The sequence below is a fragment of the Caballeronia sp. M1242 genome (assembly GCF_017220215.1).
Lineage (GTDB): Bacteria > Pseudomonadota > Gammaproteobacteria > Burkholderiales > Burkholderiaceae > Caballeronia.
The window spans coordinates 1,241,587-1,262,577 of record NZ_CP071129.1; the positions used below are offsets into that span (position 1 = coordinate 1,241,587).

The 20,991-nt window shown below is 59.8% G+C and carries 16 protein-coding genes and 1 tRNA gene; 9 read left to right on the plus strand and 8 right to left on the minus strand.

The features are described 5' to 3' along the window. Window positions 1–23: 23 nt before the first annotated feature. Entirely contained in the window at window positions 24–443 is a 420-nt protein-coding gene (locus JYK05_RS26275; protein WP_241269853.1) for a hypothetical protein, read from the minus strand. A gap of 556 nt (window positions 444–999) precedes the next feature. On the opposite strand from JYK05_RS26275, the gene JYK05_RS05745 reads away from it, so the two are divergent. Next, window positions 1,000–3,543, plus strand: a complete 2,544-nt coding sequence (locus JYK05_RS05745) for a penicillin-binding protein 1A (protein WP_175940190.1) — start codon at window positions 1,000–1,002, stop codon at window positions 3,541–3,543. A gap of 62 nt (window positions 3,544–3,605) precedes the next feature. On the opposite strand, the gene JYK05_RS05750 is transcribed toward JYK05_RS05745, so the two are convergent. From JYK05_RS05750 to JYK05_RS05760, 3 genes are all read right to left on the minus strand, one after another. Then, entirely contained in the window at window positions 3,606–4,055 is a 450-nt protein-coding gene (locus JYK05_RS05750; RefSeq protein ID WP_175940191.1) for a copper chaperone PCu(A)C, read from the minus strand. A gap of 7 nt (window positions 4,056–4,062) precedes the next feature. After that, complete coding sequence (locus tag JYK05_RS05755) at window positions 4,063–4,425, minus strand: copper resistance protein CopC (protein WP_175940192.1); 363 nt, start codon at window positions 4,423–4,425, stop codon at window positions 4,063–4,065. Between the two features lie 84 nt (window positions 4,426–4,509). After that, window positions 4,510–4,872: a DUF2946 domain-containing protein gene (locus JYK05_RS05760; RefSeq protein WP_175940193.1), complete on the minus strand. Its 363-nt coding sequence runs from the start codon at window positions 4,870–4,872 to the stop codon at window positions 4,510–4,512. Window positions 4,873–5,102: 230 nt separating this feature from the next. Between JYK05_RS05760 and JYK05_RS05765 the strand changes: the two genes are divergently transcribed. Beyond that, window positions 5,103–5,179: transfer RNA gene (locus tag JYK05_RS05765), tRNA-Met, on the plus strand. A 214-nt stretch (window positions 5,180–5,393) separates the two neighbouring features. Here JYK05_RS05765 and JYK05_RS05770 read toward each other — a convergent pair. From JYK05_RS05770 to JYK05_RS05780, 3 genes are all read right to left on the minus strand, one after another. After that, window positions 5,394–5,651 carry a hypothetical protein gene (locus JYK05_RS05770; RefSeq protein WP_175940194.1) on the minus strand — a complete coding sequence of 86 codons (258 nt, stop codon included), beginning with the start codon at window positions 5,649–5,651 and terminating at the stop codon, window positions 5,394–5,396. Between the two features lie 46 nt (window positions 5,652–5,697). Continuing rightward, on the minus strand, window positions 5,698–6,072 hold the full coding sequence (locus tag JYK05_RS05775) for a recombinase family protein (protein WP_175940195.1): 375 nt from the start codon (window positions 6,070–6,072) through the stop codon (window positions 5,698–5,700). Window positions 6,073–6,177: 105 nt separating this feature from the next. Beyond that, window positions 6,178–6,513 (minus strand): hypothetical protein, encoded by a 336-nt coding sequence (locus tag JYK05_RS05780; protein WP_175940196.1) that lies wholly within the window; start codon window positions 6,511–6,513, stop codon window positions 6,178–6,180. 324 nt (window positions 6,514–6,837) lie between these two features. Here JYK05_RS05780 and JYK05_RS05785 point away from each other — a divergent pair, with 324 nt between their 5' ends. The 7 genes from JYK05_RS05785 (at window position 6,838) to tssF (ending at window position 20,498) form a co-directional block, all read left to right on the plus strand. Further along, a complete protein-coding gene (locus tag JYK05_RS05785) occupies window positions 6,838–9,207 on the plus strand; it encodes a type VI secretion system Vgr family protein (protein ID WP_206468064.1) in 2,370 nt (789 codons plus the stop codon). Between the two features lie 3 nt (window positions 9,208–9,210). Beyond that, window positions 9,211–11,610 carry a M23 family metallopeptidase gene (locus tag JYK05_RS05790; RefSeq protein WP_175940198.1) on the plus strand — a complete coding sequence of 800 codons (2,400 nt, stop codon included), beginning with the start codon at window positions 9,211–9,213 and terminating at the stop codon, window positions 11,608–11,610. 1,260 nt (window positions 11,611–12,870) lie between these two features. Continuing rightward, a complete protein-coding gene (locus JYK05_RS05795) occupies window positions 12,871–13,524 on the plus strand; it encodes a hypothetical protein (RefSeq protein WP_206468065.1) in 654 nt (217 codons plus the stop codon). A gap of 17 nt (window positions 13,525–13,541) precedes the next feature. Further along, window positions 13,542–13,802 carry a PAAR domain-containing protein gene (locus JYK05_RS05800; RefSeq protein WP_206468066.1) on the plus strand — a complete coding sequence of 87 codons (261 nt, stop codon included), beginning with the start codon at window positions 13,542–13,544 and terminating at the stop codon, window positions 13,800–13,802. A 3-nt stretch (window positions 13,803–13,805) separates the two neighbouring features. Continuing rightward, window positions 13,806–15,122, plus strand: a complete 1,317-nt coding sequence (locus JYK05_RS05805; protein WP_206468067.1) for a hypothetical protein — start codon at window positions 13,806–13,808, stop codon at window positions 15,120–15,122. Next, complete coding sequence (locus JYK05_RS05810; RefSeq protein ID WP_206468068.1) at window positions 15,088–18,642, plus strand: ImcF-related family protein; 3,555 nt, start codon at window positions 15,088–15,090, stop codon at window positions 18,640–18,642. The genes JYK05_RS05805 and JYK05_RS05810 overlap by 35 nt, the downstream gene beginning before the upstream one ends. Further along, window positions 18,639–20,498, plus strand: coding sequence for a type VI secretion system baseplate subunit TssF (gene tssF, locus JYK05_RS05815; protein WP_206468069.1), 1,860 nt, complete (start codon window positions 18,639–18,641; stop codon window positions 20,496–20,498). Before JYK05_RS05810 ends, tssF begins: the two co-directional genes overlap by 4 nt. Here tssF and JYK05_RS05820 read toward each other — a convergent pair. After that, complete coding sequence (locus JYK05_RS05820; RefSeq protein ID WP_206468070.1) at window positions 20,470–20,718, minus strand: hypothetical protein; 249 nt, start codon at window positions 20,716–20,718, stop codon at window positions 20,470–20,472. The genes tssF and JYK05_RS05820 overlap by 29 nt on opposite strands. Window positions 20,719–20,991: the final 273 nt, after the last annotated feature.

Consider the following 20,991-nt stretch of genomic DNA (forward strand, 5'->3'; position numbering starts at 1 on the left):
GAAGAGGGAGGCGTGCGACGAGCCTAGCCGCCGAGCCGTTCGTCGCCGGTCAGCGACGCGTCCTCGCCGGCGCTTTCGGTGTCGTCGCGGCTGACGGGAACGCTTGTCGTCGCCACTGTCGCCACCGTCGATGCAGCCGCCGCCGCAGCCTGCGATCGCGCGATCTTGGCCGCGCCCGCGGCAGCTTCGCGCGCTTCGCGGGCCGCTGCTTTAGCGGCCACGCTGCGTAGCGCGACATCGAGCGGATCGGGGGCTTTCGGCGCGCGCAGACGGTCGACGATGCCCGCCACCTTGATCTGCTCGCTCGTCGCGTTGAAGTTGAGCACCGCCCGCCGCATGAGTTCGCTCACGCTGATGCCGAGGTCGTCCGCGGTCTTGCTGATGGCGAGCTTCTGCGCGGGGGTCACGAATACAACGATGCGTTCGGTAGGCTTGGTCGTCATGAGCGGCTCGCAGACAGTAAGGCGATTGCAAACATCGCATGCGCGGTCCCGGCGCCGGGATCGCTCACTTCGTTACCGCAGGTCGTTCGCCGGCGAAAAGCCCCGGCTATACATGTATCCATCATATCGGTTCGCGAGGCGGCTGTGCGTGCTCGCTGTTTTGCAGCGTCCACCGAATGCGCGTCCTGGATCATCGTATGAGCGTGCACGAAAAACCGCGTCCGATCAACGGCTTGGCTATTTTCTCATAGGGTTGTCCACAAGGCTCTCAACAATTTCTGTGGGTAAGCGCACGTTGCTTTCGGCCAGCCTCTTCGCGTCGACTGGCGGCATTTGCTTACAAAAAATGCCCGCTCATTCTGTAGCGGCCCGTCCGAATTCTTTAAAATGTGCCGTTACTCTTCGGTCGGACCGGCTCATGCATTCGCTCGCCGGTCTTTGCCGCGCTTGCGTTCTTCCACGCGCGCTTTGATCCGCCGCCTGATCCGCTTCTTTCGATACGCCGCGCAGTGCGCGCTACCAAGCGTGCTATAAGGCGCGCCGAACCATCCCAGTCATGCCTATCATCAAACGCCCCGACTCTTCGAATTCATCGCGACACGATCGCGAGCCGCGCTGGAACGACTCACGCAACGACTCGGGGGCGGGCCGCGACGGCGGCGGTAGCGGTGGAAACGGCCGCAACGGCCGGAACAATGGCAATGACCGGAGCGGCCGCGATGGCGGGCGTTCGGTGGCCGGGCGCATCGCGCTGTGGTTCGCGGGTCTCGCGGCGGTGGCGGCGGTGGTCGGCGCGCTCATCGTGGGCTATGCGCTCGTCGTGATGGAGCCGAACCTGCCGTCGCTCAATGCGCTCATCGACTATCGGCCGAAGGTGCCGCTGCGCGTCTACACGGCGGATCACGTGCTGATCGGCGAATTCGGCGAAGAGCGGCGCAGCCTCGTGCGCTTTCAGGACATTCCGGACCAGATGAAAAAAGCGGTCCTCGCGATCGAAGACTACCGTTTCTACGATCACGGCGGCGTCGATTTCGTCGGCATCCTGCGCGCGGGCGTGACCGACCTGATGCACGGCGGCGCATCGCAGGGCGCGAGCACGATCACGATGCAGGTGGCGCGGAACTTCTTCCTCTCCAGCGAGAAGACGTACACGCGCAAAGTCTACGAGATGCTGCTCGCGTACAAGATCGAGCGCGCGCTCACGAAGGACCAGATTCTCGAGCTGTACATGAACCAGATCTATCTGGGCGAGCGCGCATACGGTTTCTCTGCCGCGGCGCGCGTGTACTTCGGCAAGGACCTGAAGGACATCACGCTCGCCGAAGCCGCGATGCTCGCGGGTCTGCCCAAGGCGCCGTCCGCGTATAACCCGGTCGTGAATCCGAAGCGCGCGAAAGTGCGCCAGCAGTACATCCTGAAGCGCATGCTGGACCTCAACTTCATCACGCGCGAACAGTACGATCAGGCCGTCGCCGAGGAAATCCACACGAAGTCGGCGGGCACCGAGTACGGCGTGCATGCGGAATACGTCGCGGAAATGGTGCGACAGATGATGTACGCGCAGTACAAGGAAGAGACCTACACGCGCGGCCTGACGGTGACGACGACCATCGATTCGGCCGATCAGGACGCCGCTTACCGCGCAGTTCGCAAAGGCGTGATGGACTACGAGCGGCGTCACGGCTATCGCGGGCCGGAGGGCAACATCGCGCTGCCGTCGGCGGCGGATGACCGCGCCGAAGCCATCGAAGACGCGCTCGTCGATCACCCGGACAATGGCGATCTCGTCGCGGCCGTGGTGACGGCGGCGAGCCCGAAGCAGGTGAGCGTGCAGTTCGTTGGCGGTGAAACGGCGACGATCTCTGGCGAAGGCTTGCGCTTCGTGGCAGCGGCGTTGCGCAGCAATGCGTCGAAGGCGCTCGCCATCCGGCCGGGGTCGATCATCCGCCTGACGAAGGACGCGAAGGACAACTGGCAGGTCACGCAGTTGCCGCAGGTGGAAGGCGCGCTCGTTTCGATGGTGCCGCAGGACGGCGCGATCCGCGCGCTCGTGGGCGGCTTCGACTTCAACAAGAACAAGTTCAATCACGTCACGCAGGCGTGGCGTCAGCCGGGTTCGAGCTTCAAGCCGTTCATCTACTCGGCGGCGCTCGACAAGGGTCTGGGACCGGCGACCATCATCAACGACGCGCCACTGTACTTTCCGGCGCCCGCGGGCGGCGAGCCGTGGGAGCCGAAGGACGACGATCAGCCCGACGGCCCGATGTCCATGCGCACCGGCTTGCAGAAGTCGAAGAACCTCGTGTCGATCCGCATCCTGTCGTATATCGGCACGGGCTACGCGCAGGACTTCGTCACGCAGAAGTTCGGCTTCGACAAGGACAAGACGCCGCCGTATCTGCCGCTCGCGCTGGGGGCCGGGCTCGTCACGCCGTTGCAGCTGAGCGGCGCGTATTCGGTGTTCGCGAACGGCGGCTATCGCATCAATCCGTATCTGATCGCGCAAGTCGCCGATGCGCGCGGCACCGTGATTTCGCGCGCCGATCCGCTGACCGCGGGCGCGAACGCGCCGCAGACGCTCGAACCGCGCAACGCGTACGTGATGAACAGCCTGCTGCACACGGTCGCGACTTCGGGTACGGGCTCGGGCACCAACGTGCTCAAGCGCAACGACTTGCAGGGCAAGACCGGCACGACCAACGACGCGAAGGACGGCTGGTTCGCGGGCTATCAGCATCAGCTCGTCGCGGTGGCGTGGATGGGTTACGACCAGCCGAAGTCACTCGGCACGAAAGAGTTCGGCGCGCAGCTCGCGTTGCCGATCTGGGTCGAGTACATGGGACGAGCGCTGCGCGGCATCCCGCAACAGCAGATGGCGATGCCCGACGGCGTGACGACCGTCGACGGCGAACTGTTCTATGCGGACCGCACGCCGGGCGCGGGCTTCGTCGCGAGCATCGGTCTCGACAATACGAACCCGATGGCGGGCGATTCGACGACCGCGGGCGGCGTCGGCCCCGCGGGCATGCAGGCGCCGCCGGTCCCGCAGGTCACCACCGACGAGCGCAAGCAGATCATGGATATGTTCAACCGGCCCTGATCAGCTTGCTTCAAAAAAAAAACGCGCCGTGGCTGGCGCGTTTTTTTGCGTTCGGCGGCGAGTTACTTGCCGACTGTCGCCGCCGATTTCACCGCGCACTCTACGTTGAGCGTGCTTTTGTCGGCGAAGGTGAGGGCGAGCGGAATCGTCGAGCCGATCTTGAGCGGCTTGGCGGGCTGTTCCATCATCAGGTGATAGCCCTTCGGCGCGAATTCCAGCGAGCCGTGCGCGGGCACCTCGACGGTATCGACGGGCGCCATCGTTGCCGTGCCGCCCTTGTTCTCCGACTTGTGCATCATCGTCATGGCGAACGCGGGACTCGTCGCGGCGGTGAGCGTCGCGGGCGCATCGCCGTTGTTCGACACGACGAAGTAGCCCGATGACGGCAGACTCGGCGGCATCGCGCGGACCCAGCAATCATGCGCTTCGAGCGTCGCCGCGTGCGCGGCGCTGGCGAAGACGGCGAACGACGCGCATGCGAGCGCGCCCGAGAGGAATGTGTTCTTGTTCAAAGCGGCCTCACTTGACCGTGAAGTTGTAGTGACCTTGCGTGCGATGACCGTCGGCTGCGACCGCGGTCCATTGCACCGTATAGACGCCCGGCGCGAGATCGCCGAGGGCGACGCTCATGTGCTTCTTATCGTTCGCATCGACGGCCGACTTCGCGGTGTTGACTTGCGTGCCGTGCGCGTCGGTGACGAGAAGCGAGCTGAAAGTCGGCTCGATGCGCTCACCGAACTCGATGGAGACTTCGTGCGGCGCGCTGACCGTCGCCCCGGGGCCGGGCTGCTGGAGCTTCGGCAGCGCGTGAGCGAGCGCCAGTTGCGTGGAAGCGGCCAGCGCGAACGCGAGCACGCTCCGCAATGCGGATTGGAACGTCATGGTGTGTCCTGTCGAAAACATGGTGTTGCGACGCGCCTTATCGCTTCGCAGAGAAGCGGATCACGCGTGCGGATGATGGGCGATTCAGCCGAATGCAGGCGGCGCGCGAGGTTGCGCGTTAGCGAAGCGCGAAAGAGGTGACGCGCTGTCGGCGTTAGCTACCGAGAAAGCGTCGCGAGGGAAGTGCGCGAAGATACTCGCGCGAACGAAGCTCGGCGGCGCCGGCGCGTGTCCGACGAAGCCGCAATAGCCGCAGGCGTCGAGCGTGCCGACCGCGCTGTGTCCGGCATGGTGCGCCGAGTGGATGTCGGGCGTATCGATACGCGACGCGCATATCGATGCGAGCAGCGCTTCGAACGGCTCGGCCTTCAGCGTCTGCGATACGACGGGCGCGAGCGAGAGAAGCAGCATCGCCCACACCGCCGCGATGCCGCCGATCTTTCCCATGATGCCGCGCCGCAAGGAATGCATGCCTGTTCCCGAGCCGATAACCGATAACCGCAATAACCGATGCCGCTGAACGGGCGATTATGCCATGCACGAAAGTGCGGCTTTACTGATGCGCTGGGTGCGTAACGAGTCGAAGCGACGCAGCGCGCGGGCATCGTTTCGAGTATTGATCGTCATGGACCGTTGCTTTTCCATAAACGATGCTCTATAATCTTTTCTTCGACGGACGCGGGGTGGAGCAGTCTGGCAGCTCGTCGGGCTCATAACCCGAAGGTCGTAGGTTCAAATCCTACCCCCGCAACCATTCTCATAGACACGTTTCTGACTGTGGTCGCAATAAGTCGCTCAGAAATGTCGTCGAAACTAGCGTAGTAAGCCCCGTCACGTCGTTCTACCGTGATCCGCCCGAACAGGGTGGCATCAATTTGCCGGGCTTCACCTGTTTTCCCAGCTAGTAGCTCCTTCAGTTCAGCGGTTCTCCGACGCACGCTGCGCAGTTTTTGCGTAGTGTTCGCTGCCTATTCTCCTGTTTGCCAAACTTCGTTGTAACGCCTCGCGTTCGGCTTGCGTGCGCTTGACCGCTCGATGAGCGCGGGGGCGATGCCAAGTTCGGCGATGGCTTGACTCAGGTTGTCCATCTCCATCGTCAGCGCGTCGAACTGCGCCTTCGCGTGCTTGGCTGCGTCGCGGTCGCCGTCATCGTGTCCTAGATAGCGCCGAACGACTGCGTCGATATCGGCCTGAGCCGCTTCGGAACAGAGTTCGTCGCGCAACACGCCAAGCAGTCGTTCGTCGGTCTGCTTGCGGAATACGGAAATGCCTTCACAGGGATGCTCGCCGCGCTCCTTGCGCGTGACGCAGCCGTAGTAGCGCGGGTTGATCGCCGTGAGTGCGCCGCAATGCACGCAGCGCAGAGAATAATGTCTTCAGCGGCGCGCTTTTGCCTATTGTGCCGGAGTTCAGACGGTCGCTCACCATGCGCGCACGCACGGCTTCCCAAAGCTCGTCCGACACGATGCGATAGTGCGCGCGGTGCTCCGTTTTCCACTCGTGCTCGGGTCGGTTCTCACGCACCCGCTTGCCGCTGTCTGGATTCTTCAGCCGTTGCGACCTATTCCAGTTATAGACGCCGATGTACGACGAGTTGTTGAGAACGCCGGAGCCTTTGTTGGGACTGCCGAAGAGCGCCGAACGCATTCAGGTGCCGCCGCGCCGTGAGGGAATGCCGCGGCCGTTTAGGTCGTCACAGATTTGCAGGGTAGATCAGCCAGCGGCGAATTTCTTGAAAATGAAACGATGGTTTCAGCTTCCTTCGCGCTGACCTGATAGTCGCTGCCGCGCTCCGTCTTCACAATGTCGCAACCATAGCTCTTGCCGCCCGTAATGAAACCGCGTCCGACCTTTGGCGCGTTCGTTGCCGTGATCGGTGAAGTGGCCCTTCACAACAAGGCGCTGACAGCACAGCGAGTGGCGACGCACCGCAGCGGGCGTGGCTTCGCGGATCGGGCTGCAGAACGGTCGTGTCGCGCCGCTCGTCGGCCTCAGATGACGGGCGAGCGACATCAAGGCGGAGGGGATCATGTTCAGGATCGTGCGCACGAGTGCGGCGCTGCTGTTTCTGCCCAACTGCACGATCATCGAGATCGTAGGCGATTCGAATAGTATCGCCGACAGCGGCAATGACAGTGGTCGCCTTACCGTGCCTGACGTGCGTGGATCCAATGCGTCAGGTATTGCTGCCGATAGGCGAGAAAAAGTAAGACACCTAGTCAGTGCACCGCTTTCATCAGCGGGACGGGCCGTTACCGCTTGGATGGATCATCGAAAACTACGAATATTCCGATTCATCAAAAAAGTCAGTTGATTGAATTGACATCCTTATCTTCGAACCCTAAATTCCTTGTCGGGACGCTCCGGACGAGACTTTTTCTTATCGTTCCGTCCTATTGAATAGGGATGCGAATGAACGCAGTAACGAAAGACTTGGTAGACGCGCTACGCCATCCGAGTGCGCGCCTCACTCAGCATCTGAGCATATGGATTGGGACGCTCGACCTTGATCTTGATGTGTTCAAGTTCAAGATCAAAGCGGGGCTCTGTGATGACTATCGAGTCGAAGTGACCGTGACCTCACCGCAACTCGATATCGACGGCAAGCTCTTGGTCGGTCGGCGCGCGGGCCTGCAGATCGACGAGCGGGTGGCGGTGCCTTCGGTCGATTACATCGAGCCGGTCGATCATGCGGCCGCAACCTTCAATGGGATCGTCACGCGTTGCAAACGTGTCGGCGCGAACCGCGACGAGGCGACTTATCAACTGCGCATCGAGCCGAGATTTGCCGCGCTTGGCAAGCGAATACAAGGTTCTGACGTTTTCAAGGACGTGACCTTCCAGGACCTGGTCACGCAACTGCTCGTAGACCGGAAGAACGTTGATGCGTTCGATATCGAGTTTCATCTGGAAGGCGCGCAGGAGAAGATGGAACAGGTGGTGATGTACGAGGAGTCCGTCTGGAACTTCATCACCCGTCACGCGAAACGTAAGGGCATCTGCTGGTTCTATAAACAGGGGCGCGGCAAGGATGGCCAACTCGACGTCCTTGTATTCACCGACAATCCGCGGGCCTACGTGCGCTCGATCGACGTGCCCTTGCTCTCCGATTCCGGTCTGAACAGCAACTGGCACGAAGCGACCTTATCGGTCAGCGAAACGCGCACGCTGGTGCCGGCCACGATCGAACTGTGGGAGCGCAATTACCGCACGCCGGAAGACGCACTGCGGGCCACGGCGCATGTCTCGGATGAGGCCGACGACCGTTCGGTGTTCGGGCAGATCAACCGCAGCGCGGAATTTCATCTGACGCCGCGGCAGGGTCAGGCGCTGGCGCAGACGCGGCGCGACGAGCAGATCGCCAAGCAGACAACGGTCTCGGGTACGACGAACGCCAAGGGCGTGGCGCCGGGCGTGGTGGTGAAGCTGACCAACACGAAGTTGACGAGCGCCCCGTACGGATTCGTGGTGGTGTCGATGACGATGAAGGGCAGCCGCACCAAGCCGGCGTTTGTCCGCTTCAAGGCGATGCCCGCGCATCTGGCCTACCGGCCCGAATTCGTCTACGAGCGGGACTGGAGATTTCTGAAGGGACCCATCGTCGGCGTTGTTACAACGTTTGACTCGTCGCCTTACGGCTGTATGGATGAACATGGTCGATATCCTGTGCTGCCGAAGTTTTTGCAGGGCACGGCCAATAGCGACAAACAACTTCTCAAGCTGCGCCTGCTGCGTCCGTCCTCGTCGTATCAGGGAGGCTTTCATTCGCCGTTGCTACCCACGACGGAAGTTTTGCTGGGGGCGGCACATGCCGACGTCGACCGTCAGCACATCATCGGCGCACTGCATGACTATTCGCATCCGGACGTGGTGCACGGCGCCGATGCGATGTTCAGCTACGCGATCTGGCGCTCGCCGTTGCGCGGTGCGGAGACCGTCTTCAACGATCTGCAGGGCAAGGAAAGCGCACGCATTGCCACGGTGTACGGCCAGACGGCGTTCAATCAAGGTTATCTGCTCGACAGTAGGAAGCGCCCTCGAGGGGAAGGATTTGAAATCACTTCGCAGGGGTGGGGCACGATGCGCGGGGCGAAAGGGTTGTTCGTCTCGGCCGATGCTGCAGCGGGCGTGGACACTCCCCACCTTGACATGCCAGCAGCCGTTCAGCAGTTGAAGGCCGCGTTGCAGCGCGTGACGGAACTGGCGGATGCGACCATGCAAGCCAAGGGCGATCCGGCTGACAAGGGCGCACAGGCGGCGCTGCTTGATGGCCTTGATCAGCTTCGCGACGCGGGACTATTGGCCAGTGCGCCGGGCGGCATGGCCTTTACCACCCCAAAGTCGGCTCAACACTCCGCAGGGGAGAACGTGATCGTCACGGCGGGCCGAGACATGGATGCGAGCATCACGAGGCGGCTGCGTATGGTGGCGGGAGAGTTGATTTCGTTGTGCGCGCACAAACTGGGCATCCGGATGTTTTCGAAGGGGAAGATCGAAGTTCAGGCGCAGGACGCGCCTATGGATCTGTTCGCCGATCAGCAACTGCATGTGTCCAGTGCGAATGCCAACGTGCTGGTGAACGGCAAGACGAAGGCGGTGCTCGCAAGCGGCGGCGCGGCAATCAAGATCGAGAACGGGAGCGTCCAGGTGATCTGTCCGGGGGATTTCAAGATCAAGGCGGGATCGTTCACGTTTGAGGGGGCGGACAGCTTGAATCCAACCTTGCCGGACTTGCCTCAGAGCGAACTAAAAATCGTAGAACAATACATTCAGTCACGCTAATTCATGATTATCAGCCCCCCATTCCTTCCGGCGGAAGGCCTCAACATGCCCGCCGAGAAGTGGAAGACCGATCCAATGATGGATGTGGTTGACACGTTTGAGTTGTCGCATAGCGGTGTGTTCCCGATCGCCTTCGATCGCCGCTGGCATTGCGGCATGCATCTGGTACCGTCCGGCGGCGCAGGCCAACTCGAACCAGTGCGTGCGATCGCGGACGGAGAGGTCGTCGCTTATCGCGTGGCCATGAAAGCGATCTCAGACGGACAGAAGAATCGCGATGGTACCGATGCGCTCAACAGCAACACCGGCTTTGTGCTGCTCAAGCATGTAACGGACACGGGCGAGGGTCGCACTATCACGTTTTACTCGCTCTACATGCACTTGCTCGATCTCGTGAGTACGAACGCGCTGGTGCCGCAGCCGAACCATCCTGCGCCGGATAGCTCACCCAATGCGTTGCCCGCGTGGCTGCTCAGTGAAACCAGCGGCGTGCAAGCAGGTGGCGGTAAAAAGGTATATCGCAAGGATCAGTTGGGATTTAGAGGTCAAAGCCACGGTGAGCCGCATCTGCACTTCGAAATTTTTATGACCGAGGCGGACTTCACCGCGTATTTCGAGCAGGAGGGGCACAAGGTCGAGTTGGGTGAGACGCAGCCTAAAACGCCACAATCGAAGGACTACTGGGGACAGTCGTATTTCGTGATCCCGGGAGGCTCGACATTTGTCCGCGTGCCGGCGGGTCTTGGCGGTCTGAAAACCAAGGGACACGACCCCAAGCCCTTCTTTCCGCCACTGAATGAGGGGACGTTGGATGCGCAGAGCACGCTCTACGTTCAAACGTATTTCAATCGCGGCGAGCGGTTTATGTTGGCGTGGATCGACCATGGCGACGGTAAGCTCGTTTCGCTCACTCCTGTTCCCGTGCAGGATCCGTTCGCCGAATACGAATACAAACTATACGAGCGAGCCACCACCCTGTACGAAACCTGTCCGAGCGATGGCTATGAACTGCTGCGCTTTGGACGTATTCTGAGCACGGACACGCCTAAGCTGCAGGCTCAGGCGCGCGCTACTTGGGTAGCGATGCCATTCGCGAACGACAAGATAGGTTATATCGATATAAACAACGACAGCATCCAAAAGCTGTCGGACGCAAACTTTCCGTTCTTCATGAACTGGCAGAAGATCGAAGATGGCAATACGCCCTTCGGTCGGGACGGCTTATGCGGATACGATGCACTTTGTCAAATCGTGGGCGTGACAGATACGCGCGCTTCCTCGCAAGACACGATACCTACTCAATTCGATCACGAGCAACAAGTGGCTTCGTATGTGCAAGGCCATACCGACGTGCGGGCGAAGCTCAGGGGATTCATCTGCCACGCTAAAAGTGAATGGGATTCGAGTGATAACGACGAGCGCTTTGGCGAGTTGAATGAACCGACCGGGTTCTTCGGAAAACGCAAGGGTACGGATCCACATGGCTATGAAAATTTCATCAATTATGTGAAGAAGTTTCAGTTCATGGGGCAGACGCCATTAGGTGAGGGAAAAAAGTTGTGGTTCTTCCATCCAATGGCGTTTATTCGTCACTTTAGGAAATGTGGCTGGATCAGCGCGAGAGAAATGGCGCAATGCTTTCCACGCGAATTGAAACATCTTCAAGCAACTCAATTTCGCGTGAGTAACACGTCGTGGAATACGGCGTATGAGCGCGCCGGCCGTTGGGTCCAGTCTTTTAATAAAGGCACACGGAAATACGGAATCTCACGCTCAAACATTCGCTTATTGCACCTGTTCTCTCATGTGATTCCGGAAACGGGGAACTTGGGGCTTGTGAAAGAGATAGGCGGAGAAAGAGCATCATATAGTCCGTACTACGGTCGCGGATTGATTCAGCTTACCCACTTCGGTAACTACGAGCAATACGGGAAATTCCGCAATTTTGTCCATGAAAACGCTGGTGCAATCTATGCGAAACTTGGATGGAATCCCGACGACCTCATCGCGAAGGATAACAATGGGAACCACAATTACGATAATTGCGTCGACAGCGCTTGCTACTACATAGTGCAACGTCATAATATGTTGATGCATCTAGATGCGGGTGCTAGCCAAGACGCCGCAATAATTGCAAGCAAGGACGTAAATGGCTATGTCGCAATTGAAAATCTAAACGGTCTAGACGTGCGCCTTCAATCAGTGGTGTATCTACGAAATATCTTGCTTGACGATCTGTTCGATGCTGATAGGGTGCGGATTTCGTTCGATTGGCGACGAAATAGCCAAAAAGAGCCAGTCATAAGCGCTGATGGCAACCCAATAGCGGGAAAGAAGAAAATGAAATTCTACAAAACCACACACAGCATTGAAGCATCTCTCTTGCGGCAGAAAGCTGAGTAAGGTGCCATGAAAAAATCGATTTTTAATATTCTCGCGACGATTTTTCTATTCATCCCTTTGACCGCAAGGTGCGATGTGTCGGTCGAAGTCTATTGCTTTTCATCGAATAGCGGAGAATCGAAGAGCTTCGAATTTCGCTCATTTTTCGACCGGTCGACGAAATTCTCAAGTGGCTTTGTGAAATATGTGAAGGCGACGTCTGCTTTACCGTTAGTGTGGAGGGCAAGGCAAGAGGAGGAATTGAGCAAAGACTCACCGTTTCAGGTTACGGAAGTTTGGCTCGAAGTGGCGAACGGCAGACTTTCCGGTGAGTATGAGATGATTAGCCAAGGCACGAATATCGAATCGATGGTGTATACCAACTATTCAACTCATAGAAAGACCAGCTTCCTACTAGATCGAAATGTAATCGGCACGCAGGACAAAGGATGTCAATGGTAATTTAAGTTTCGTCGCAACTATGCGCGGTTGACAGATGCTAATACATGTTGCGCAATTTCCAGGAGCTCCTCCACCTACGAGACGAATAACTTCACGGCGGAGAATAGTAAAGCGGTTCGCCGTCCACCGGACATTTCATTTTCATGCACTGCAGATTCCTTAGCCTACTCTTTATATTTGCTGCTAGTCCTGCTGCAGCTGGAAGCATATTGAGTTTGCCGGACGCATGGGCGGACTCGCACTATGGAACGTGTTATAGATCGATTGAAAGTGGTATGAAAGATGTGTACGGACCTGACTATGCATCAGACGAGAATATTGTTCAGCACGAAGTTGCATATGGTAAAGACGAAATGTTGCTTACTGAGGATCGCACATCTGGTACAAACGCACCTCGGACAATTTTCGAAAAACGTACGAACGAAAGCTGGTGTGTCGTACTGACATCTCCTCCTGTTGCTAGTCTTGCGCCAGTTAGTGGAAAACGTGTGACATTGAAACCAATGCGGTGGAGAACATCTACGCAAGCATCACCTGGTTATCCAGAGATTCAAGTTATTTACGTTTGGAGTGGTGAGGAAAAAATTTATAAGCCATCTCAATGCTATTTGAAGTCAAGCGGAAGAAAAGAAGCCATTAACTGCACGAAAGCGTACAAGTAGCAACTCGCAATGCCTGCTCGGATTCGTTATTAATTCTCTTAATGTTTTCGAAGATGATTAACTTATACGATCAAGCAACGTTTTCCGCAAGGAAGCAACGCTCCGAGGAGGCAAAAAAAGGCTATGCGACGCAAATTGATAAGGTAGTTTTCTTTTCATGTTCTCATTGGTTTCCGGGCATGCCTATGCTGTATGTGACCGTGAACAACGAGTAAACGTACCGCTTCCAAAAATTAATAATGGTCGCGTGACGGCTATCGCATGTTCCGAGCAGGACGGCGGCGGGAAGATTTTCGTAGAAACATTGGTGGGCGCCGAGAAGCGCGCTTCCGCGCAAATCATTTATAGGAATCCGGCATACGAGTTGTCAATTGATACGTCGATCGACTTCGATAACGGCAAGAGTCAAGGGGTTGGCGTAAGTACTGGTGAGGGACGAGATGCGAACGGAATGCACTACTGGAAGATATTAGCTAACGGGCGAACGATGCTTGATCTTGGTGATGCTCCAGCGTTGTCAAACGACAGATTTATGAAGGGTTATTTTTCCACGTTGATTTCAGGTAGCGGTCAATACCAGGCCTACAGATATTTCTACACAATTTCAGACAATCGATTGGTTTTGGGTCGCGCAATTGGCTTTAAATGGAATGATGATGCCACTGGCGCAGCGGTGTCAATGGAAGTGGCACCGGATGGGAATTTCGTCGAATTGAGGCAAAAGACTCTGAACAGTGCTGAGATCGAGGATGTCAAAAAGGTAAAATCGAATGTTGGCAACATCAGTGATGCCGATCGGTTGATCTTCTAGGTAAAGGGCAAACCAACATGCGTTCTCCCATCCGCGAACACGACAAACTCGAACACGGCGGCGAAGTGACGAGCGGCTCGCCATTCACGACCTTCATGGGCCGCAGACTCGCTCGCGTTGGCGACACGGCGCAATGCGACCTGCACGGCAACACGGCAATTGCCGAAGGCGACACGCGCTTTCCCGACCGGGACGGCCAGCCCTACGCGATGCATCATCATCGCTGTGTGTGCGGATGCCGCCTGATTTCATCGCTGCCAAACGTGAGCTTCGCCTGACGCATGCCGGTTGATCTGTCCGCTGTTGGCATGCCTTATCCGTATCCTACCCACGGCCCGCGCCTGCTGCCGTGGCTGGGAATATGGCTCGCGTGCTGCGCGTTGGGCGTACCGCTAATGCTGCTTGCCTGGTCGGCGAATGCACCCGCGAGCGGGCCGTCATTCTGGTGCGTCCTTATCGGCGTGCCGAATTTCGCATTTCTCGTACTGCTCTGTATCGCCCGCCTCGGTTACGAGGCGATGTGGACCCACGCGCACAATCGCAACCGGGCCCGAGCCAAGCGCCTCGCCGAACGTCTGCGTGTCGCACGAAAGCCTTTGCAAGTGCTGGGCGTGGGCTATGCCGTGGCGTCCGTGACATCGAATCTTTCGGCTGTCGTCGCGGCGAAGACGCCGTTGTTCAAATCACAAGGGCCGCGCAATGGCGTGGGCCACGTCGTTCACAACCGTTTCGAGGACGGTTCGTGGTCCGAAGAGCCTATGCTTGCGCCCGACTGGGACGACGGCGATCCCGACAGTGACGCGCCTCTCCTAACGCTTCAGCCGCCACCCCGCATCGCCACGGTCGTCCTGAAACTGGCCCGTGCTATCGAACCGCTCGTGCCCACGCTGCAAGCCTTGTCCCAGTACGGGCCCGAATACGCGCCGCTCGTGCGCATATTGGCGCCGCTTGATCGCGCTGATCAGGCGCAGCAGCACGCACGCGACGCCCTGCGTCTGGCGGGCCTTCCTGCGCTCGACTGCGCCGCCGTAGCCGAAGCGCACAGCCTGCTGATCGCTGACGGCTGGCTTGACGCACGCGAGCGACGCGCGCTACTCGTTTTGGCCTACGCGTGGCACGACACGCAGCCGCCTGAACGAAGCGGCGAGGCTGCCGTCGCCGTGTTGCTGAACGCGGGCTTCTATCAGCTCCCGGAGTCGGTGCAAGCGGTCGCCTTTGTGCATCGCCCGATCGAAGATCGACCTGAAGTTGAAACGCTGCGTGATCTCGCGCTGAACGCAGCGCTTTGGGGCAAGGCCGAGCCGCGCGACATCACCCTCGCGTGGATCACGCGCCTTGACGCCGAGCATGACCGCACGCTGCTCGACGAACTCAAACAAGCCACCTTTGCCGGCATCATCACACACGAAACGCACCGCCGACTCGATCGTGTCGTGGGTGATGCAGGCGCGGTCACGCCGTGGCTTTCAATTGCAGCGGCCATCGAATCTGGATCGACAGGTCCGCACCTGATCCTGGACCGGACACAGGCCGTCGTTCTCCACGTACAGCAACAAGTTCCGCATGACCACCCCGAGCAGCAATTTGAAGTCGCTTGATTCTCAACAGGTCGAAGGCACATCCTCCGGCTTTCTCAAACTCTGGGGGGTGCCGCTGGCCGCCATGCTGATCGCCGCGGTTCTTGCTGCGCTGGCGTGGTGGGGCTATCCCGGCATCACGAAGCTGAACACGCTCGAAATGCGTATCTCGGCGCTTCTCAAGATTTTGGGCGCGCTCGGCATTGTGCTGCTGATGCACGCCGCAGCACTCTGGGCGGGTATCTACGAGAAACTGGCGAATCGCATCGACCGTCTGGGAGACAAGCAGAAGCGCGAGACGCAGCTCAAATATGACGCCCGCCTGGAAGATCTTCATGAGGAGTTGCGCAATTCGTTCGGCTGGCGCTGGCGGGGCGCAATGCCCTGGCTTATGCTCGCGGGCGACGATGCGCTGATCGAGGCGGTGGCGCCGGACCTGAAACAAACCGGCGTGATGCGCACGAGCGATATCGTCCTCGTCCATGCCGCACCCAATGGCATCGATGCACAAACCTGGCGCCGCCAGCTTCGCCGCTTGCGTCGCCGATATCCGGTCGATGCGGTGATCCCCGTGGTGCGGACCGGTCAGGCATTGCTGCCCGACGACGAACTGCCGCGCGCGGTCTCGAATCTGTCTCGCGATCTCGGCTGGGGCGCACCGATCATCTTTCTTCATGCGGTCCCCGCGAGCGGTGAGCATCGGGACGAATTTTCTCCGGTCGGCGCATTGACGAGAGTGCGGCTGAACACCGATGCACAAGCTGCACAAGCGTCGCTGAACCATCAACTGAGCGTGCTCGAGTTGGTGACAGCCGATGCAAGCGTCGAGTTGTGCGCGCGGCCCGCGCCGAATGTATGGCTTGCTCAGGTGTCGCAGTACATCACCGCGCAGCGCGAGCGCGTGATGAACATGTGGCAGACGCATTGCGTGTCGAAATGGCGGCGCGCACCGCTAGGGGGCGTGATGTTCGCGCCCGTCTTTGCCGCACCTACCGTACCGACACCGGTGCCCGCTGATCAGGAAGACATCGCGAAGGATGTGGCCGAGCGCCTTTCAAAGCACGCTCGTGTGGTGAGTGAGCAGCCTCGCGCATTGCAATCCATCTGGGTCGAGATTGGCGCCCGTGTGAAGCCGCACGATGGACGCCGCGTCGGTTTCTACTGGCCCAACGCGCTCGCGGCCTCTGTGACGATGGCAGCGATGGGCTGGTGCGCTGCGTTGATCGTCTCGTTCATCGGCAACCGTTCTGTCATGGTGAATGCGCAAGCGGTAGCCGAAACCGCGCTTGCCGCGAAGCCGGGCACGCCTACAGCCTTGCGCACGCAGCTCGCGCTGCAACAAGAAATCGACGCGCTGGAATATCGCCAGCAGCACGGCGCACCGTGGCATCTGCGCGCGGGTCTGAACCACAATGATCAAGTCCTCGCGGCGCTATGGCCCTCGTATGCCACAGTGGCGGGGCGCAATCTACGCGATCCGGCCGCCCGTCAGCTCGAAGCGACGCTCACGCAACTTGCACAGTCCCGCGCCGACGCGCTTCCCAGCACCGCTGAGCAGCAGCGCGACTATCAGGCGCTCAAGACCTATTTGATGCTGGCGCAACCGCAACATGCAAACGCCGCGTATCTCGTCAAACAAGTGCTCGCCGCGTGGCCAGCCGTCGCCGACATGAGCGCCGGTGAATGGTTGGACACCTCCCAACGTCTTACGTCGTTTTACGCATCGCATCTGCGTTTGCATCCGGAATGGGCGCTTGCTGCCTCGAACGATCTGACCCAAGCCGCGCGTAACATGCTCGTTAATCAAGTCGGTTTGCAGAATTCCGACGACACGCTCTATCAATCGGTCCTCGAACAGGCGAAGGGCAAGTACGCGGACATGTCGCTGGCCACGCTCATCAATGGCGCGGATGCGCGCGGTCTCTTCACGACGAGTCAGACGGTACCGGGCGTCTACACGCGCGCCGCGTGGGACGGCATGATCAGCGAGGCAATCGACAAGGCTGCCAAGGAAGGGCGCGTCACCTCGGATTGGGTGCTTGCCGACGAGCGCGCGGCTCGTGTGCCGGGCGCGGCGCTGCAAGCGCAGCAGGACATCGCGGAAGTGAAGCAGCGCCTGCGTGCTCGGTACTTCGCCGAATACGCCGCCGCCTGGCAGGCGATGCTCAATAGCATTCAGTGGCGCAATGCGTCGAACCTGAGCGACGCGATCACGCAGCTCACCCGTCTGACGGACGCTCAGACTTCGCCGCTGATCGCGCTGATGAAATCAGTTCAATATCAGGCACAGGCAGGCCGTCCTTCGCAGGCTCCGCCCGACACGCTAGTGCGCAAGGCCCAGGATTTGATCGGCAGCAAAGCCGACATGACAGCCGCGCCGGAAATTAATCCGCTGGACAAGCCCTTCGGCCCGTTGCTGGCGCTGATGGGTGACGACGTGGTCACCGGCAGCGGCAACGGGAATGGTAAAACCAACGATAGAGCGAGCATGAATGTAGGCGACTTCAGCGGCGTGAGCCTCGCGCACTTTTTGACGGTGGCCACCACCATGCGTCTGAAGCTACAGCAGATCGCCACTAGCGCCGACGCGCAGGCGATGGCGCGGCAGATGGCACAAGCGGTGTTCCAAGGCAAGCTGTCCGAACTCACGCAGGCGCGCGACGATGCAGCGCTCACCGCCGCGAGCCTCGGCTCGCAGTGGTCGGGATTTGGCGACGCGCTGTTCGCCCGTCCGCTCGACGTCGCGTGGCAAACCATCCTGCAACCTGCAGCGGCAAGCCTGAATGAAGCGTGGCGCGTGTCGGTTGCCGCGCCTTTCGCCAATACTTTCGATGGCCATTACCCGTTCTCGGACACCAGTTCCGATGCCTCGTTCGTCGAGCTGGGCCGATTTATCAAACCGGACACGGGCCTGATCTCGCGCTTCGTGACAACGCAACTTGCGGGCACGCTCCAGCCTCAGGGCAACGCTTGGGCACCGAGCGAACTCGCGCCACAGACATTGCAATTCGATCCCGAGTTCCTGGCCGCGCTGCGTCAGTTGTCGACGCTCGGCGCGCAACTCTATGCGCAAGGAGAAGCCGGCTATCGCTTCCAGATCATGCCGCATCCGAATCCAGACGTCACACGAAGCATCCTGACCATCGACGGTACGAAGATCGAATACTTCAATCAGTCGGAGACGTACACGCCGATCGTGTGGCCGGGGAACGGGCAAAACGGACACGTGCAGTTGACCTGGGAATCCATCGACGCAGGGACGCGCCTGGCGTTCGCCGCAAACGGGGAGTGGGCATGGCTGCGCTTGCTCGGCACCGCTCAGGTCAAGCCGCTGGACAGCACGACCTATGCGCTGACGTTCAATCAAGCTAACGGCTTTGGGCTGCACTATGACCTCAAAGCGCAGGTCGGCGCAGGACCGCTTGATCTTCTCAAGCTACGCGGCTTCAAGATGCCGCAACGGGTCTTCCTCGTCGGCAAGGGAGGCACACTCGCCGGGCCGCCGTCTTTACCGCCGTTGCCACCGGAGTTGCAGCCATGACCGCCCCGTGGAAGCACTCCGCCCTCGAACACGAGAATCCGTTCCTCAAGTACTTCGACGCGGAGATGCGCTATCTACGCGCGGCATGCGCCGAGTTCGCCACAGCCCAGCCCGAGGCCGCCCGTCGCATGGGCACGCGCTACGGAGAACTGAGCGAGAGCGTGCGTGCGACGTTCGAGGGCTTCGCGCTGCTCATGGCGCGGCTGCGTATGAAACTCGATGACGGCAACCCCGAGTTCACCGAAGCGCTGATCGACAATCTGTACGAACATGCGGCGCGCGCGGTTCCCTCGCTGTCGATCATCGAATGCACGCCGCTTGGACACGGAGCCGCGAGCGTGGCGCAGATCCCGGCGGGCGCCGTCGTGCGCTCGGCGCCGGTCGGTCCCGATCGGGTGCGATGTCACTATCGGACGACGCAGCCCGTGCGACTGATGCCGCTTTCGGTGGATGATGCGCAGGTCGCTACCCGCGATGGCGGGCGCACGGTTATCCGCCTTACGTTCAGGCTATCGCTGGGCGAACAGCGCGAGGCCACGGACCTGTCCCGCATCCGTCTGTATCTGCACGGCGATCGGCCTGCCGCCGCCGCGCTGTATGCAGCGCTGACACGGCACGTTGCCTCGATTGGCCTGCGCCTGCCCTCGGTACGCAATGGTGAGTTACAGGCGCTCCATGCCGTGCGCTTCGAGGCCGCGGGATTTGGACCCGCCACACGGCTGTGGCCCGTCACGGAGCGCGAGCGCGACCGCAGTCTGGACCGCGAACAGGCGCTGCTCGAGTACTTCGTGTTTCCGCAGAAATTCCACTTCGTCGATCTGTGCGGCTTCGATGCCTCGATGCTGCCGGCGGGCGAGTCACACATGAGCTTCGAGATCGAACTGGGTGGTCGCGTGCCCGGCGACTATCCGATTAGTCGCGAGAGTTTTCGCCTCTTCTGCACGCCGGTGATCAACCTGTTCGAAGTGGACGCATTGCCGCTGCGGCCCACGGACTGGCATGACCGCGAACACCGCGTTCTCGTGCAACCGGGCGCGGCCGACTACATTGAACCGTACGAGGTGCTCGCGGTGACCGCTGCCGATACTGAGGATAGCGCCCGTCACGCTTACGGCGCGTTCACGAGTTTCCAGCACCGCGGCTGGATGCTGCGTTACGAGAAGCCAGAGCGGTACTTCCATACTTCGAAGCGATTTGGTGTAACGGGACGCGAGCTTTGGCTGACACTCTCGGGCCAGCTCTGGGAGCGCTTTCAGTCGGACGCCCAGCGCGAGGAAAACCGCCCAGAGCCGGATCGGTACCTGACGGTGCGCGCGCTGGCGAACAACGGTCGCCTGCCACGTATGGCGCTGGCCGAGGCGACGATCACCGAGACGGTGTCGGGCTTTACCGGCATTGCATCGGTGCGCAATTTGACTGCGCCGACCCTGCCGGTGTATCCGCCGCGCCATCACCCGGAGTATGACTGGCGCGTGCTGGGACACTACACGGCGGGCGGCGCGAACGAACTCAACATGATCGGTATGGCGGGGGCGCCGGCGTTACGTGAAGCGCTCGAACTCTACGACTGGTCGCCTGACCCTGGGACCGAACGGCGCATCGACGCAATCGAGGACGTCCGACTGGCCAAGCATCAGACAGTCGGCAAAGGTCACATGCGCTTCGAGATTCGAGTGCATGTTCGACTCGACGCGTCCGCCTTCGCCGGGCCGGGAGACGTCGCGCTCTTCGGCGATGTGCTAAGTCGTTTCGTAGGCCGCTATTCGAGCTTCCATCATGCGACGCGCTTGGTGCTGCACGTGGGCGGTGAGCAGACGCTTTATCCGCTCATGGAATTTGAGGGTGTGCCCTTCTGATGAAGCGTTCGAGCCCGCGAAAATACTTGATGTTGTAGCGCGCCACCGCGCGATCACATGCGGTTGCCAAGGCAATACCTAAAGCATTCGACACGGCGAATCCCGTTATCCGGAAAAGTGGTTGGCCTACCATGTTCGCGCTAATGCCTTCGAAGAGCGCGAACACCGCTGCGGGATCGATCGTCACCGCAGCGGCAGATACAACCAGACGTGAGCTCAAGAAGACTCGGTAGGGACTTGTAGACCATGGTTTATCGCAAGACCATCGCGGACATGCAGGCACTCGCTGCACGCAGAGGAGGGGGCGGTGCCTGACACAGGATTACCGTGGCATGGAGGCGAAGATGCTATGGCGCTGCAATGCCGGTCATGAGTGGGAAGCCATTCCCGAGCGAATTCAATAGGCAGTTGGTTCCCACATTGCGCTCGCCTCAAGATTCTATCGAATCGCTCACCCAGCGCGCGCCCGTGTCAAAATCCCCCATTCGACAAC

Coding starts and splice junctions, on each gene's coding strand:
- JYK05_RS05795 (WP_206468065.1), top strand. CDS start 12,871: ATGTTCTCATTGGTTTCCGGGCATGCCTATGCTGTATGTGACCGTGAA.
- JYK05_RS05755 (WP_175940192.1), bottom strand. CDS start 4,425: ATGACGTTCCAATCCGCATTGCGGAGCGTGCTCGCGTTCGCGCTGGCC.
- JYK05_RS05810 (WP_206468068.1), top strand. CDS start 15,088: ATGACCACCCCGAGCAGCAATTTGAAGTCGCTTGATTCTCAACAGGTC.
- JYK05_RS05785 (WP_206468064.1), top strand. CDS start 6,838: ATGAACGCAGTAACGAAAGACTTGGTAGACGCGCTACGCCATCCGAGT.
- JYK05_RS05800 (WP_206468066.1), top strand. CDS start 13,542: ATGCGTTCTCCCATCCGCGAACACGACAAACTCGAACACGGCGGCGAA.
- JYK05_RS05775 (WP_175940195.1), bottom strand. CDS start 6,072: ATGCGTTCGGCGCTCTTCGGCAGTCCCAACAAAGGCTCCGGCGTTCTC.
- JYK05_RS05805 (WP_206468067.1), top strand. CDS start 13,806: ATGCCGGTTGATCTGTCCGCTGTTGGCATGCCTTATCCGTATCCTACC.
- JYK05_RS05745 (WP_175940190.1), top strand. CDS start 1,000: ATGCCTATCATCAAACGCCCCGACTCTTCGAATTCATCGCGACACGAT.
- JYK05_RS05780 (WP_175940196.1), bottom strand. CDS start 6,513: ATGATCGTGCAGTTGGGCAGAAACAGCAGCGCCGCACTCGTGCGCACG.
- JYK05_RS05760 (WP_175940193.1), bottom strand. CDS start 4,872: ATGGGAAAGATCGGCGGCATCGCGGCGGTGTGGGCGATGCTGCTTCTC.
- JYK05_RS05790 (WP_175940198.1), top strand. CDS start 9,211: ATGATTATCAGCCCCCCATTCCTTCCGGCGGAAGGCCTCAACATGCCC.
- JYK05_RS26275 (WP_241269853.1), bottom strand. CDS start 443: ATGACGACCAAGCCTACCGAACGCATCGTTGTATTCGTGACCCCCGCG.
- tssF (WP_206468069.1), top strand. CDS start 18,639: ATGACCGCCCCGTGGAAGCACTCCGCCCTCGAACACGAGAATCCGTTC.